Annotated in this window: 13 protein-coding genes; 4 read left to right on the top strand and 9 right to left on the bottom strand. The window is 59.5% G+C overall.

What is annotated here, in order from left to right; translation table 11 throughout:
- Positions 1-5 precede the first annotated feature (5 nt).
- Both BM234_RS09070 and BM234_RS09075 read left to right on the top strand, forming a co-directional pair.
- Positions 6-2,342 carry a DUF4962 domain-containing protein gene (locus BM234_RS09070; protein WP_092063575.1) on the top strand — a complete coding sequence of 779 codons (2,337 nt, stop codon included), beginning with the start codon at positions 6-8 and terminating at the stop codon, positions 2,340-2,342.
- Between the two features lie 19 nt (positions 2,343-2,361).
- Positions 2,362-3,105, top strand: a complete 744-nt coding sequence (locus BM234_RS09075) for an SDR family NAD(P)-dependent oxidoreductase (RefSeq protein WP_092063578.1) — start codon at positions 2,362-2,364, stop codon at positions 3,103-3,105.
- 441 nt (positions 3,106-3,546) lie between these two features.
- Here the strand turns inward: BM234_RS09075 and BM234_RS09080 are convergent, their stop codons facing one another.
- The 5 genes from BM234_RS09080 to BM234_RS09100 form a co-directional block, all read right to left on the bottom strand.
- Positions 3,547-5,157, bottom strand: coding sequence for a BCCT family transporter (locus tag BM234_RS09080; protein ID WP_092063580.1), 1,611 nt, complete (start codon positions 5,155-5,157; stop codon positions 3,547-3,549).
- Positions 5,158-5,361: 204 nt separating this feature from the next.
- Positions 5,362-6,642 (bottom strand): TRAP transporter large permease, encoded by a 1,281-nt coding sequence (locus tag BM234_RS09085; RefSeq protein WP_092063583.1) that lies wholly within the window; start codon positions 6,640-6,642, stop codon positions 5,362-5,364.
- Between the two features lie 2 nt (positions 6,643-6,644).
- Complete coding sequence (locus BM234_RS09090; RefSeq protein ID WP_092065130.1) at positions 6,645-7,172, bottom strand: TRAP transporter small permease; 528 nt, start codon at positions 7,170-7,172, stop codon at positions 6,645-6,647.
- A gap of 74 nt (positions 7,173-7,246) precedes the next feature.
- Positions 7,247-8,242: a TRAP transporter substrate-binding protein gene (locus BM234_RS09095; protein ID WP_092063586.1), complete on the bottom strand. Its 996-nt coding sequence runs from the start codon at positions 8,240-8,242 to the stop codon at positions 7,247-7,249.
- A gap of 190 nt (positions 8,243-8,432) precedes the next feature.
- The gene (locus tag BM234_RS09100) at positions 8,433-9,125 is read right to left on the bottom strand and encodes a GntR family transcriptional regulator (RefSeq protein ID WP_092063588.1); all 693 of its coding nucleotides are present in this window, start codon (positions 9,123-9,125) and stop codon (positions 8,433-8,435) included.
- 219 nt (positions 9,126-9,344) lie between these two features.
- Between BM234_RS09100 and BM234_RS09105 the strand changes: the two genes are divergently transcribed.
- Both BM234_RS09105 and BM234_RS09110 read left to right on the top strand, forming a co-directional pair.
- Complete coding sequence (locus tag BM234_RS09105) at positions 9,345-10,088, top strand: SDR family NAD(P)-dependent oxidoreductase (RefSeq protein ID WP_092063591.1); 744 nt, start codon at positions 9,345-9,347, stop codon at positions 10,086-10,088.
- Positions 10,089-10,098: 10 nt separating this feature from the next.
- Complete coding sequence (locus tag BM234_RS09110; protein ID WP_092063594.1) at positions 10,099-10,410, top strand: cupin domain-containing protein; 312 nt, start codon at positions 10,099-10,101, stop codon at positions 10,408-10,410.
- A 6-nt stretch (positions 10,411-10,416) separates the two neighbouring features.
- Here the strand turns inward: BM234_RS09110 and arsB are convergent, their stop codons facing one another.
- Genes arsB through BM234_RS09130 form a run of 4 tightly spaced genes read right to left on the bottom strand, consistent with a single transcriptional unit; the run spans position 10,417 to position 14,541 of the window.
- Entirely contained in the window at positions 10,417-11,442 is a 1,026-nt protein-coding gene (gene arsB / locus BM234_RS09115) for an ACR3 family arsenite efflux transporter (protein ID WP_092063597.1), read from the bottom strand.
- A complete protein-coding gene (arsJ, locus tag BM234_RS09120; protein WP_092063600.1) occupies positions 11,439-12,701 on the bottom strand; it encodes an organoarsenical effux MFS transporter ArsJ in 1,263 nt (420 codons plus the stop codon). The genes arsB and arsJ overlap by 4 nt, the downstream gene beginning before the upstream one ends.
- Positions 12,701-13,699, bottom strand: coding sequence for an ArsJ-associated glyceraldehyde-3-phosphate dehydrogenase (locus BM234_RS09125; RefSeq protein ID WP_092063603.1), 999 nt, complete (start codon positions 13,697-13,699; stop codon positions 12,701-12,703). Before BM234_RS09125 ends, arsJ begins: the two co-directional genes overlap by 1 nt.
- Positions 13,696-14,541, bottom strand: coding sequence for an arsenate reductase/protein-tyrosine-phosphatase family protein (locus tag BM234_RS09130; RefSeq protein WP_092063606.1), 846 nt, complete (start codon positions 14,539-14,541; stop codon positions 13,696-13,698). Before BM234_RS09130 ends, BM234_RS09125 begins: the two co-directional genes overlap by 4 nt.
- Between the last annotated feature and the right edge of the window lie 12 nt (positions 14,542-14,553).

Below are 14,553 nucleotides of genomic sequence, written 5' to 3' on the forward strand. Positions count from 1 at the left end.
CCCCCATGTCCGGCCAAACCATTCCCATGCTTGACGAACCGCGCGCGGGTCGTCTCACGATACAATATGCCCCGACCGCAGAAACCGAGCTGACCGAGAACCCGCCTCGGTTCACCTGGCTCCCGGTGATCGAGGACGAGGCCCGCTATCTGTTGCGGATATCGGCAGACCCCAAATTTCCAGCTAGCAAAACCCAGACCTACGGGCCGCTGCGCTGGAACATGTTTACCCCAGACGCGCCCCTGCCCGCCGGCTCGCATTATTGGACCTATGCTGCGTGTGACGACTCCGGCACTCCCGTGACGGAATGGAGCTCGACGCGCAGCTTTACCGTACCGGAGGGGTTGCCCGAAACGCCCCTTGCCCTTGCCGGGACGCGACTGGCCCAAGCGCCCCGCGCCCATCCCAGGCTTTGGATGACGCCGGAAAAGCTGCCGGGTTTCCGCAGCGCGGTGGCGGCGGATCCTGCACACTGCACGTGGGATACGTTCTATCGCCTGTCGGTCCTGCCATGGATGGACAAAGAGATCATGGCAGAGCCCGCAGGTTATCCCGACCATCAACGTGTCGCCCCGATCTGGCGCCAGACCTATATCGACTGTCAGGAACTGCTCTATGCGATCCGGCATCTGGCCATCGGCGGCAAGGTGACGAACGACGCAGCGATGACGCTACGCGCCAAGGAATGGCTTCTCTCCGCTGCTGCCTGGAACCCATCGGGCACCACCTCGCGCGGGTATACCGACGAATGGGCCTTTCGGGTCAACCTCGCGCTAGCATGGGGATATGACTGGCTTCATGACGACCTGACTGAGGAAGAGCGCGCGACGGTGCGCGAGGCGCTTCTTGTCCGCACTCGCGAGACGGCCGATCACATCATCAAACACGCCCGCATTCATCTCTTCCCTTTCGACAGCCACGCCGTACGTGCGGTTTCTGCCGTGCTTGTACCCGCCTCCATCGCCTTGCTGGATGACGCGCCCGAGGCCGAGGAATGGCTGAACTACTCAATCGAGTTTCTCTTCACCGTCTATTCCCCATGGGGCGATCCCGATGGGGGCTGGGCGGAGGGGCCGCACTATTGGATGACCGGGATGGCCTATCTGATTGATGCGGCGAACCTGCTGCGCGGCTGGTCGGGCATTGATCTCTACAAGCGCCCGTTCTTTCAAAAGACCGGGGACATGCCGCTTTACACCAAAGCCCCTGACACCCGCCGCGCCACCTTCGGGGACGATAGCACCATGGGCGACCTTCCCGCTGTGAAGCTGGGCTATAACCTGCGGCAGTTTGCAGGCGTCACAGGGAATCCCGCCTATCAGTGGTATTACGACGAGATCACGCGCACCAATCCCGGAACCGAAATGGCGTTCTACAACTGGGGTTGGTGGGATTTCCGGTTCGACGAACTGACCTATCGCACCGATTTTCCAATTGTCGAAGGCGCACCGCCCGCAAAAGGCGATCGCATGCGCCACTTCGCAGGGATCGGCTGGGTCGCGGTACAGGAGCAGATGCATGATCCGGACAACCACATTCAGTTCGTGTTCAAATCCTCGCCCTACGGTTCCATCAGCCATAGCCACGGGGACCAGAACGCCTTCTGCCTTTCAGCTTTCGGCGAGGATCTGGCGATCCAGTCGGGGCACTATGTCGCCTTCAACTCCTCCATGCATCAAAACTGGCGCCGTCAGACACGGTCCAAGAATGCGATCCTGATCGACGGCAAGGGTCAATATGCGGGTCGGGACAAGGCGCAAGCCATGGCATCCACAGGGCGCATCATTACGGCTGAGGATCGCGGGGATCATATCTATATCCACGGTGACGCGACCGCCGCATATCGCACCTTGTCGCCCGAGATCACCAAGGCAGAGCGCGAAATACACTTCGTGAACGGAGAGTTTTTCGTGATTGTCGACAGCGTCGACGCAGAAACACCGGTCTCGGTAGACTGGTTGCTCCACGCCAATGACAAGATGACCCTTGGCGAGACGACCTTCCGGTATGCGGGAAAACGCGCGGGCTTTTACGGTCAGGTTCTTTGGTCCGAAGCCGGCGCGCCAAAACTATCGCAGCACACAGGGTTCCCCGATGTCGATCCCAAGGACTACGACGGCCTGCCGATTTCAACCTGTCTTTCCGTTTCCTACCCCAAGGCCATTCGGCACCGGATCGCGACCCTTCTGGTGCCCTATCCGCTGAGCGCTCCACGACGCATCTTCAGCTTTCTGGATGACCAGGGATACGACTGCGATCTTTATTTCACGGACGCCGACGGACGCAGCTTCAAGGTCGTCGTGCCCAAAACCTTCAATGTCGGCGAAACCGTCGATGCCTGATACTCAGAAAGGACTTCGAATGCGGTTCCAAGGACAAACTGCCATCATAACTGGCGCGGGCCGAGACATTGGCGCAGCCTGCGCACGAAAGCTCTCCGCCGAAGGGGCAAACGTTGCGATCAACTACTTCTCCTCTTCTGCTGGCGCAGAGGCGGTGGTGAAACAGATCACGGACGCGGGCGGCAAAGCCTTCGCGATGCAGGGAGATCTCAACGATCCCGCGCAGGTCGAAGCGCTCGTTCAGAAAACGGTCGATACCTACGGCGGCTTGAATGTACTGGTAAACAATTCTGGCGGCCTGCTGGCGCGTAAATCCATCGCCGAGATGCCGCTTGATCACTGGCAGAAGGTGATCGACCTCAACCTCACCAGCGTCTTTCTGATGATCCATGAAAGCCTCAAGCACATGAAGAACGGCGCAATCGTCAATCTGGCCAGTCAGGCAGGCCGTGATGGCGGCGGACCGGGGGCCGTGGCCTATGCGGCAGCAAAGGGCGCGGTCATGACGATGACGCGTGGCCTCGCAAAAGAACTCGGGCCGAACATCCGGGTCAATGCGCTCTGCCCCGGCATGATCGACACCGACTTCCACAACGTCTTCACAAAGGACGAAGTGCGACGGAATGTCGAGGCGGCCACCCCGCTCAAGCGCCAGGGCACGCCGGATGATATTGCGAACACAGTTGCCTTCCTCGCCTCGGACGATGCTGCGTTCATCACCGGAGTGAACGTCGATATCAACGGCGGTATGCTGTTCAGCTAATGATCTGCCACGGGGCTCCGCCTTCGGGCCTGGGGCCCCGCTGCCGTTCGGGGAACGCGCTCATTCTGGTATGTTTGATGGCCATTGTTCTCCCGGATCTCGGGCTCTTGCATCAAGGCATTTATTCTCTGGCGGGAACAAAATGCCCCGCCCCCCGTTAAAGCACCAACCGACGCAGTCGTCGGAGTAAGTGAAAGGGGAAACCATGCATTCTATTATTTACCTTGTCGGCCTCGTCGTAATCGTTGTGGCAATCGTAGGGTTCGTCCTCTGACTGAACCCGCAGGCCCTGGGGCGTCGCCCCGGCAATTAGGCTAAAGAAACCCCGCCCAGGAACAGTATCCTGCGCGGGGTTTTTGACATGCTCCGTCTGAAATTTGGATTTGTGAGCGTTGTGAGCCGGCCGCAGGGACGCTGTTCAAACGCCCCCGCGGCAGAGTATCAAAATTCCTCAAGTTCGGGGCGTTTTCCGATTGAGATGTGATCAATCTCCTCGCGGTTAAAACCGCGTATCAGCGAGGGGATCATCATGCTCACCAGCAGGAAGATCGGAAGGCCCACCACTGTGATGACCTGTTGCAGCGCGGTCAGTCCCGCATCCCCCGCAAGCACGATCAGCATCGCCGCCACGAGCCCTTCTGCCGCGCCCCAGAACACCCGCTGGTGAACCGGCCCCGGAGTTGACGAGCCGGTGCAGAGCATATCCACCACCAGCGACGCGGAATCCGAGGATGTCGCAAAAAAGATCGCGACAATCACGACAGCGAGTCCCTGAACGAGGTCCGTGAAGGGGAAATGCTCAAAGAAGGCGAACATGGCCAGCGGTACGCTTTCGGAAACAGCGCGACTGATTTCGCCAGCGCTTTCCCCCATGGCGCTCCGGGCGGCCTCCCCGATCCCGTCGAATGCCATCGCCTGCCAACCGAAAATTGAGAACCAGACCAGCGTGAAGAGTGACGGGGCAAGCAAAACGCCAAAGACAAACTCACGGATCGTCCGTCCACGGGAGATCCGCGCGACGAAGAGACCGATGAAGGGCGACCATGTCACCGTCCAAGCCCAATAGAAAACGGTCCAGCTTCCCTGCCACCCCCACTCATCGGTTGTGGGGTTGCCGTTTGCGAGCATGTCGTTCCAAAACGCGAGCCGCGGTAAATTCTCGAAGTAAAGCCCGAAGGTTTCGACCATCCCCCGCAACAGGAACAGCGTGCTCCCAGTACAAAGGACAAAGACCATAAGCCCGACGGCCATGCCAATATTGATGTTCGAGAGCATTTTCACGCCCTTGTCGAGACCGGCCACGATGGAGCCCACGGCCACAACCGTCAGAACGGCAAGGATCATGACCTTCAGGAACGTGTTGGATTCCCAGCCAAAAAGGGCAGAAAGACCGGCCGCAATCTGGGATGAGCCGAGACCGAGCGAAACGGCGACGCCGAAGAGTGTCCCAAGGATCGAAGCGATATCAATCGCCTTGCCGATGGGGCCATGGATGCCTTCACGCAGCAGCGGATAGAATACCGAGCTTACCCTCACAGGCAGGTCATAGCGGTTGATGAAATAGGCAAAGGCCAGACCGGGAAGCGTGAAAATGGTCCACGTATGAAGGCCGAGATGATAAATCGCGATGGAAATAGCGTCTTGTGCGGCCTGCTCCGAAAACGGCTCAACCCCCGGCAGTGGGGGGGACTGAAAGTGACTGATCGGTTCGGCGACGCCCCAAAACATCAGGACGGTGCCGATCCCACCGGCAAAGAGCATCGTGAACCAAGATAGGTTGCTATATTCAGGCCGCGATCCCTTGGGACCCAAGCGGATGTGCCCGTGGCGCGACATGGCAGCCCAGATCAGGAACCCCAACCACAGGTTCACACCGAAGATGAAGAACCAGCCGAGATTGGCGACGATCCACGATCGTCCGGCGGCGAAGGCATCTCCGATCGGGCCGGGCGCAATCACGAGAAGCAGAACGAAAGCCACGGTCAGACCCGCTGAAATGAAGAAGATCGTCGGGTCCGTTCTTAGTCGGAGTCTCTGTGCCAAGCGTTCCACATATGTCCCCTTTTCAACTTTGGTTCGTTTGCACGAGCGCTCTTCGGCGCATGCCGAACCAACGGCCCTCGGGCGGAGCGGGTTCCAAAGAATGCAGAGAAAGGGAAAAACGACGGAGGTCGATTGGCCATGCCGCCGAAGGGCTGGCACGCATGGTCTTTCGCCAGGCTAGCGGCCGGAGCACCCTTGCTCCGGCCCACATTGTCAGCCCAAGAGCGAGGGTAGCCAGAGAGAGATCCCCGGGACATATGTCACCAGCAACAACGCCACGAGGATTGCGAGGTAAAACGGCCAGATCGATTTCAGCGCGTCTTCCATCTTGATCCGCCCGACGGCGCAGCCCACGAAGAGACACGTACCCACCGGCGGCGTGCAGAGGCCCAGTCCGAGGTTGATCAACATCATGATACCGAACTGTGTGGGATCCATCCCCAGCCCCTTGGCGATGGGCAAAAAGATGGGCGTACAGATGAGGATCAGGGCCGCCATGTCCATGATCATTCCCAGGACCAAAAGAATGACGTTGATCATCAGCAGGATGATGATCGGGTTGTCCGAAATCGTGACCAGCAGATCGCTCAACCTCGCCGGAACCTGATAAAGCGCGAGAAGATAGGCAAAGGAACTGGCAAAAGCGATCAGGATCATCACCATGGCGGTTGTACGCACAGCGCCCACGACGGAGGTGATGAAGCCCGACAGGGTCAGGCTGCGATAGTAGAAAATCGTGAGAAGGAGCGCATAGATCGCACCGAATGCACCGGACTCCGTTACCGTGAAGACGCCGGAAAGCGTTCCACCGACAATGATCACTGCCGTCATGAAACCGGGCAATGCATCCGCAGCGGCCCGACCCACAGCGCGCCAGCCGGGAAATGGCTCCGCCGGATAGTTGTGGCGCACTGAAATGATATATGCGGCGACTGCGAGGCTCACGCACATGAGAATGCCGGGGATGACGCCAGCGAGGAAGAGCTTGGAAACGGAGATCCCGCCGCCAGCGGCCACCGCAAAGATGATCATGTTGTGGCTGGGCGGAATAACGATACCCGCGATCGAGGATGTCACGGTGACGTTCACGGCGAAATCCGGGCGATATCCACGCTCCTTCATCACCGGGACGAGCAACGATCCTAGCGCGGAGATATCGGCAATCGCAGAGCCGGAGATGCCACCGAACAACATGCTGGAGAAGATGTTGACCATCGCCAACCCGCCCTTGAGGTGGCCGACGAGCGCCGAGGCGAGCCGCACCAGACGCTTGGCGATACCGCCGTGAAGCATGAGTTCACCGGCGAAGATGAAAAAGGGGATCGCCAGCAGCGAAAAGACGGTCACACCCGACGTGGCCCGCTGAAAGGTGATGAGCATCGGAAAGCCTTCGTACCAGAAGGCCGAGGCGGCGGCGATGCCCATGGCAAAGGCAACTGGCGCACCGATGACGATACCGGCACCGAAGACGGCAAGAAGAATGAAAAGCCCCAAGGTCAGATATCCTCGATAGCGGCGTTGGGGTTCCAGTCGCGGAACCGGGAAATGCGAAGCAATGCGCGCACACCAGCAAAGAGCAGGACAAGCGCCCCGCAGGACGTGATGGCGAGCGTGCGAAAACTCTCGGGGATATCGAGCATCGGCAGCAGGGTATCCCACCCAAAGCTCATCAGGGTGCTACCGGCCAAAAGCATCACGGCGCCGAACCCGGCAACGATGAGATCAATCACGATCATGAGGGCCTTCTGCGCGGTGACGGGCATCATGTCGCGAAACACGGTCACACCGATATGGCTGTCGTCGCGCACCCCTGCAGCAGCCCCGAGAAAGGCAATGTAGCAGATCAAAAGCAGCGCAAGCTGTTCGACCCAGGTCGGGGTTACGTTGAGCACGTAGCGCCCGAACACCAACCAACCGAACGTCGCGATGAGGACCACGAGCGCGATGCCGGCGATAATCTCGCAGAGGGTTCGGATGTAATCGAGAAACACCTCGATGCGGGCGGAAATGGGCAATCGGGTCATGGGATATTCCATCGAATGTCCGGCTGTGAAGCTCGCCTTCCACCACGGAAGGCGAGCTTTTTGTCATGCCGGGATCAGTCGGCGTTGCGGATCATGTCGACGAGGTCCGTCAACTCGGGGCGTTCCGAGAGAAAGGCTTCATAGACGGGCGCCATGGCTTCCTGGAAAGGGGCCTTGTCCGCGATCTTGTTGACCTCGGTACCGCCGGCTGCGACGGTTTCCATGCTTGCGGCCTCACGCTCGGCCCAAAGCTTGCGCTGTTCATCGGCGCTCGCCCGGCCTGCAGCCATCACGATTTCCTGCTGCTCGGGGGTCAGCTTTTCCCACGTCTTCAGGCTCATGCAGAGACACTCAGGAATGATGAGGTGCTCGGTCAGGGAGTAGTACTTGGCCACTTCGTAGTGGTTGGTGGATTCGTAGGAGGGCGGGTTGTTTTCCGCTCCGTCCACGACACCGGTCTTGATGGACTGGTACACCTCGGAAAACGCCATTGGCGTCGCGTTGCCGTCCATGGACTCGACCATCTTGACGAAGAGGTCGTTGCTCATCACGCGAACCTTGAGACCCTCGACATCTGCCGGTGAGTTGATGGGACGAACCGAGTTATAGAACGAGCGTGCTCCGGCGTCGTACCACCCGAGCGGCACCATGCCCTTTGCCTTCATGCCTTCGCCAATGGCATCGCCGACTTCGCCGTCCATGAGGCGATACATCTGTGGGATGCTCTTGAAGATGAACGGCAGCGAGACAACGTTGGCTTCCGGGACGGACTGACCCATCGGCCCAAGGCTGAAGACACCGAAGTCAATCACGCCGAGGCGGATCTGTTCGATGGCGTCGGGCTGACTTCCGAGGACGCCATTGTGGTAGACTTTGCCCGTAACTTCTCCGCCAGTCTTATCGGCAACTTCTGCGACAAAGCTCTCCATGCCGATGGAAACCGGGTATTCTTCCACGTGGATGTTCCAGCCGCGCATGTCGAGCGCGGAGGCGCTGGTGGCCGCTGCGAGAAGCGCCCCGCCCATGATGGCTCGCGACGCGAAACCCATAACCTTCTTTGAATAAGACATTCGATCCTCCCTGATCGTTATCGTCTCCGGCCTCTCCTCAGGACGTGGTCGCCCCCCTTTTTGGCCGGTGGACCGAACCCGGCCCGCTCATCTGGTATACTAGTATGAATTTATCAGTCAACGAATTTTGATGGTGGCCCCTATTTCTGCATCGAAGTGCATTTCCCGCCTAGGCGGCGAGTGCACCCGCTCAGGGAGCTTCCTCGTCGAAGTACCCGGCATTAGAAGCAAAAATTGCCGCTATCGTCTCATCCAGTCGCGAAAGATGGCGCAACCCCGCCTCCATGGCGCCGGCTGCGTCCCCCGCAATCACCCGCTCGGCGATTTCTTCGTGATCAAGCAGCAGATCGGGCATTCGCGACTCACGCGACAGGCTGAGCATACACAGGCGATCCACCTTGGCCTTTTCCTGCGCGATCGTATCATAGGCAAAATCCGCGTCCGCGATTTCACACAAGATACGGTGAAACGCATAATCCAGAACGCTAAAGGCCCCGTAGTCATCCCCATTTACGACAGCGCCCTGTTGCTCCAGCGATGCGCGCAAGCGCTTGGCATCGGCCTTCGAGCATCGGGCCGAGGCACGTTGCAGCACTTCCTTCTCAACGCAAACGCGCAGAAAGCGGGACTTGGTCACAGCCCTGCGGGAGAACCGCCGGACTTCCGTTGCCCGTTGGGGCCGCACGAGGATGAGATCCATGTTCTGGAGTCGGCTGAACGCATCGCGAACCGGCTGGCGCGAAACCCCGAATTGCGCCGCGATATCCGCTTCTGAGATTTTGTCGCCGGGGCGCAAACGTAGTGAGACTATCTCGCCATAAAGGTAGTCAAACACCTCGTTGACCGTCGTCCGGCGCCCGCCGAGTTCCTTGATTTGCGCCATGAAGCATCCTCCCCCGCAGTCTGGTCAGCAGCCCTAACGGACCCGAAGCAATCGCTACACGCAACCGAATTACACATACTAGTATTCCAGTTTTCCCCTGACTATACCAGACGGGAATTCGCTCGAATCGCGCCCCTGCCCATTGGGTGGGGAGGTTCGGAAGAGCGATCGTGTCGCCTCAGAGGTCGGCATGGAATATACCAAGGGAAGGATAGTCATATGAAACTACAGGGTAAAACAGCGATCGTTACCGGAGGTGGCCGGGATATCGGTCGGGCTTGTGCATTGAAGCTCGCGGAAGAAGGCGCAAACGTCGTCATCAACTACTTTTCCAGCAGCACAGGCGCAGACAGCGCCGTCGCTGAGATCCGCGAAGCGGGAGGTAAGGCCATCGCACTCCAAGGCGATCTGAGCAAATCCGCGGATGTGGATGCTCTCGTCGAGGCAACGGTGGCCGAGTTTGGCGGCATCAATGTTCTGGTGAACAATGCAGGCGGCATTATCGCGCGGAAGAGCTTCGCCGACACCACGCTCGAACACTGGCAAGCGGTGATGGAGTTGAACCTCACCAGCACGTTCCTGATGATCAAGGCTTGCCTGCCCCATCTGACCGACGGCGCGATCGTCAACCTCGCAAGCCAAGCGGGCCGCGACGGGGGCGGGCCGGGTTCGGTGAGCTATGCGACCTCAAAGGGAGCCGTCATGACCCTGACCCGTGGTCTCGCCAAGGAGCTTGGCCCCAAGGTTCGAGTAAACGCACTTTGCCCCGGCATGATCGATACCGATTTTCACAATCTGCACACCAAGGACGAAGCGCGCCGCGCTTTCGAAGCGTCTGTGCCCGTCAAACGGCAGGGAACTTCCGAGGATATCGCCAATCTGGTTCTCTTTCTCGCCTGCGACGACTCTGGCTTCATTACAGGTGCAAATGTCGATATCAATGGCGGCATGATCTTCAGCTGAGGAGGGCCAAATGGGCGATTTTCCTGTCGTCGAAACTGGCGAAAACGTCACACGACAAGTGCTCGCGGATCACCCGGATCTCATGGTTGTCGCCTTCCGCTTCGATGCGGAGGGCGCCGAGGGCGCACTGCACGACCATCCGCATGTACAATCCACCTTCGTCGAAAGCGGTCGGTTCCGCTTCTTCCTTGGGGAGGAGGTCCGGGAAGTTGGCCCGGGGGACAGCTTTGTGATCCCCTCGGGCCTGCGCCACGGATGCCTTTGCCTTGAGCCGGGCAAACTGGTGGATTGCTTCACCCCGCGCCGCGACGACTTTCTCTAGGCACGGCTACTCTCCCTCGGCGGGCTTAGGGAACCGGGCGCGCGTCCGGTTTGCGAAGGCGACGAGGGAGAGCATCACCGGCACCTCCACCAGCACACCGACGACCGTTGCGAGCGCTGCGCCGGAATTCAATCCGAAGAGACTGATTGCGACGGCCACCGCCAACTCGAAAAAGTTGGACGTTCCGATCAGGGCACATGGGGCCGCGATCTTGTGCGGGACGCGCAGCAGAAACGCCCCTGCATAGGCCAATGCAAAGATCCCGTAGGACTGAATGACGATCGGAACGGCGATGAGCGCTATGACCGTCGGGCGGTCGAGGATCGCCTGCCCTTGCAAGGCGAACAGGATCACGACCGTCGCAATCAGACCCACGATGGACCACGGCTTCACCCGCCCCTGAAATGCCGCGATCTGCTTTGCAGAGCCAAGCCGTTTGCGCGTCCAGATCCCTGCCGCAAGTGGCAGCACCACAAACAACGCAACAGAGAGCAGCAACGTCTCCCACGGGACGACGATGTCCGTGACGCCAAGGAGGAATGCCACGATCGGCGCGAAGGCCACCACCATGACCAGATCGTTCACAGATACCTGAAGCAGGGTGTAGGTCTCATCCCCTTTGGTCAGTTGCGACCAGACAAAAACCATCGCTGTGCAGGGCGCCGCGCCCAGCAAGATTAGCCCCGCGATGTACTGTTGCGCATCTGCCGGGTCGATCAGGTCGGCGAAAATGCCTTCGAAGAAGAGCACCGCGAGCGCAGCCATGGTGAAAGGCTTGATCAACCAGTTGACCACCAGCGTGATCAAAAGCCCTTTCGATTGGCGAGCGGCATTGCGCAGGCTACTGGGATCGACACCCACCATCATCGGATAGACCATCGCCCATATCAGCACTGCGACCACGAGATTGACTGAGGCGATTTCGGCCGCGGCAATAGCAGCGACTAGGCCGGGCCAAAGGGAGCCGAGCAGAATTCCCGCGACGAGCGCCAGCCCCACCCACAAAGTCAGATATCGTTCAAAGACGCTCATGTGGGAGTTGCCTCGCTCGGTTCAGGGTGAAGTTGGCCTGCGGCAAGCGCGCTGATCGCGACCATCGCCGCGGCGGTTCCCAGGGTGAGCGCAAGCCCCCCAACTTGATAGGTCACCCCCGAGAGCACGGTTCCCGCAAGCCGCCCGGCCGCGTTGGCCATGTAGTAGAAGCCCACATCCATCGTGACCCGCTCCGCCTTGGTAAAGGCGAGGATCAGATAGGAATGCAGCGACGAATTCACGGCGAAAACGCCCCCGAAGATCAGCAGCCCCGCAACAAGGGTTACCGTCAGCCACGGTTGAGGCTCGGGGGAAAGGAGCACCGCCAGAGTCAGCGCGCAAGGCACCAGACAGAGAACCGCCGCCCAACTCTTTGCGGCGCTCACAAGATCGCCTTCGGGGCGATTGGCGGCGTTCAGTATTCGTGGAGCTGCGGCCTGTACCGCGCCATAAAGGATGATCCAGAGGGCCATGAAGGTGCCGATAAGAAAGAAAGCGGCGCGATTGCCCTCTTCTGTACCGTCTGAAAGCACCGCATAGAAATAAACCGGAATGCCCACGACAAACCACACGTCCCGCGCGCCAAAGAGGAAAACCCGAGCAGCAGACAGCCAGTTGACGTTTGCGGATTTGGAGAACACTTCGGAGAATTTCGCGTCCCTACGCCCCCTTGGAAGCCCGCCCGGCATGGCGAACACGAGCATGATCAGGATCAGCAATAGAACCGCGGCCATGGCAAGCACGGCCCAGACGAATCCCACCGTACCCAGCAAGACGGAACCAATTAGAAACCCGACGCCCTTGACCGCGTTCTTGGACCCGGTGAGGATCGCGACCCAGCGAAAGAGCCCGCCCTGCCCCGTCGGCGCCAACAACTTCACGGCCGATTTCGACGACATCTTTGCAAGGTCTTTGGCCACGCCGCTCGCGCCCTGAACCAGCATGACGAACGCCACCGAAAGGCCCAAGGTCCATGACGGGTCGAGTTGGGCCAGCGCAACGAGCGCCGCGACCTGTATGGCGAGCCCGGCATAAAGCGTCGTGACCAGCCCGAAGCGCGCGGCGATCCACCCCGCCGCCAAATTGGTGATCATCCCCGCAAGTTCGTAGAGCACAAAAAGATAGGCAAGCTGTACCGGCGAGAACCCCAGTGTGTGAAAGTGCAACAAAACGAGCATGCGCAATGCGCCGTCGGTCAGCATGAACGCCCAATAGGCCGCCGTAACCGCGATATATGCAGAGAGCCCCTCGCTTCTCATCAAAGTCCCGACCCAACCATGAGCGCGACATCCACCAGACGGTGGGCATAGCCCATTTCATTGTCGTACCACGCGTAAATCTTCACCTGCGTTCCATTGATGACCATGGTCGAAGGAGCGTCGACGATGCTTGACCTAGTGTCGTTCGTGTAATCCGCAGAGACGAGCGGCCGCGTCTCGAACCCGAGAATGCCGGAAAGCGGACCCGTTGCCGCGGCCTTGAAAAGCGCGTTGACCTCTTCTGCCGTCGTTGCCCGCTCCACCTCAAAGACGCAGTCGGTAAGCGAGGCGTTCAGCAGGGGCACACGCACCGCATGGCCATTCAATCGCCCCTTCAGTTCCGGATAGATGAGCGTGATCGCGGTCGCGCTTCCCGTCGTCGTGGGGATCAGCGAATTGAGGGCGGAGCGCGCCCGGCGTAGATCCTTGGCCGGGCGATCCACGATGGTTTGCGTGTTGGTCACATCATGGATCGTGGTGATGGACCCATGGCGAATGCCCAAGCCTTCGTGGATCACCTTGACCACCGGCGCGAGGCAATTGGTGGTGCAGGACGCCGCTGTAATGATCCTGTGCTCGGCTGCGTCATAGGTTTCATGGTTCACGCCATAGACGATGTTCGCGGCATTTCCGTCCTTGACTGGGGCGCTGACGACAACCTTCTTTACGCCCGCCTCGAAGTAGGGAGACAGCGTTGCCTCCGTCTTGAAAACACCGGTACAGTCGATCACCACATCTACCCCGTCCAGAGGAAGTTGGTGCAGGTCGCGGGCCCCGATGAATGGCAGCCGCACGCCGTCGATTGTCACGCTGTCAGTGTCGTATGCAAACTCTGCGTCCCAACGTCCGTGAACGGTGTCGAACTCCAACAGATGGGCGTGCATTTCCGGATCGCCCACAGCGTCATTGATCCAAGCGATCTCCGCCCCCTGTTCCAGCAGGGGCCTAAGTGCGAGCTTTCCGATCCGGCCAAGCCCGTTGAGCGCATATACCGTCATGCGGGCTCTCCGGTCTTGCTGCGCCCGATGTCATCCACAGCGCTCTGCAGCGAGAGCCGGTCCAGCGATGCTATGGGGAGGGCGGAAAAGGCCAGTATTCGGTTCCGGAGCGCACCGTACGCTTGCTGAAACGCGAGATGTTTCTGGGCGAGGGTCCCTTCTGCGGCGACCGGATCCTCCATGCCCCAATGGGCGCTGACGGGTTGGCCCGACCAACTGGGGCAATCCTCGTTGGCGGCCTGATTGCAGACCGTAAAGACGAAATCCATCTTGGGCGAGTCCGGCGCACGAAACTCATCCACATTCTTGGCACGCAGCACATCAATATCGTGCCCTTTGCTGGCCAGAACCTCTATCGCAAACGGGTTCAGCTCCGAGTGGGGTTTGGTCCCCGCAGAGAACGCATTGAACCGGTCGCCAGCCTCCTTGCGTAATATGGATTCAGCAAAAATCGAACGGGCCGAGTTTCCCGTGCAGATAAAGAGAACATTGTACCGCGCGTCGTCCATAGCGGGGCTTTCCTTATGAATTGGAGAGAAAAAAGGCGTGCAGAGGTCAGGCCGACCCCGGCAACAATCGGAAAGAAGATAGTCGAACGTGTTCTGCGCCTCTGCCATGTCGATGGCGTAGCGCCGCGATGTCCCCGCGCGATCTTGGGTGACCAGTCCGGCCTGAACGAGGGCAGAGAGATATGCCGAGAGGGTCGAAGGCTTCAGACCCAGAACCTCCGCAATTTCCCCTGCGGGCACCACATCCGGGAACCGACGCATGAGCAGGCGAAAAATCGCGAGCCGTTGCGGATGGCCGAGCGTGGAAAGGCGAGTGGCGATTATTGATTCCATATTTCACGAATA

The sequence above is a fragment of the Poseidonocella pacifica genome (assembly GCF_900111875.1).
Classification (GTDB): domain Bacteria; phylum Pseudomonadota; class Alphaproteobacteria; order Rhodobacterales; family Rhodobacteraceae; genus Poseidonocella; species Poseidonocella pacifica.

Excerpts from the sequence above, each read along its gene's own strand:
- BM234_RS09070 (WP_092063575.1), top strand. The coding sequence starts at position 6 with ATGTCCGGCCAAACCATTCCCATGCTTGACGAACCGCGCGCGGGTCGT.
- BM234_RS09075 (WP_092063578.1), top strand. The coding sequence starts at position 2,362 with ATGCGGTTCCAAGGACAAACTGCCATCATAACTGGCGCGGGCCGAGAC.
- BM234_RS09090 (WP_092065130.1), bottom strand. The coding sequence starts at position 7,172 with ATGACCCGATTGCCCATTTCCGCCCGCATCGAGGTGTTTCTCGATTAC.
- BM234_RS09095 (WP_092063586.1), bottom strand. The coding sequence starts at position 8,242 with ATGTCTTATTCAAAGAAGGTTATGGGTTTCGCGTCGCGAGCCATCATG.
- BM234_RS09100 (WP_092063588.1), bottom strand. The coding sequence starts at position 9,125 with ATGGCGCAAATCAAGGAACTCGGCGGGCGCCGGACGACGGTCAACGAG.
- BM234_RS09105 (WP_092063591.1), top strand. The coding sequence starts at position 9,345 with ATGAAACTACAGGGTAAAACAGCGATCGTTACCGGAGGTGGCCGGGAT.
- BM234_RS09110 (WP_092063594.1), top strand. The coding sequence starts at position 10,099 with ATGGGCGATTTTCCTGTCGTCGAAACTGGCGAAAACGTCACACGACAA.
- arsB (WP_092063597.1), bottom strand. The coding sequence starts at position 11,442 with ATGAGCGTCTTTGAACGATATCTGACTTTGTGGGTGGGGCTGGCGCTC.
- arsJ (WP_092063600.1), bottom strand. The coding sequence starts at position 12,701 with ATGAGAAGCGAGGGGCTCTCTGCATATATCGCGGTTACGGCGGCCTAT.
- BM234_RS09125 (WP_092063603.1), bottom strand. The coding sequence starts at position 13,699 with ATGACGGTATATGCGCTCAACGGGCTTGGCCGGATCGGAAAGCTCGCA.
- BM234_RS09130 (WP_092063606.1), bottom strand. The coding sequence starts at position 14,541 with ATGGAATCAATAATCGCCACTCGCCTTTCCACGCTCGGCCATCCGCAA.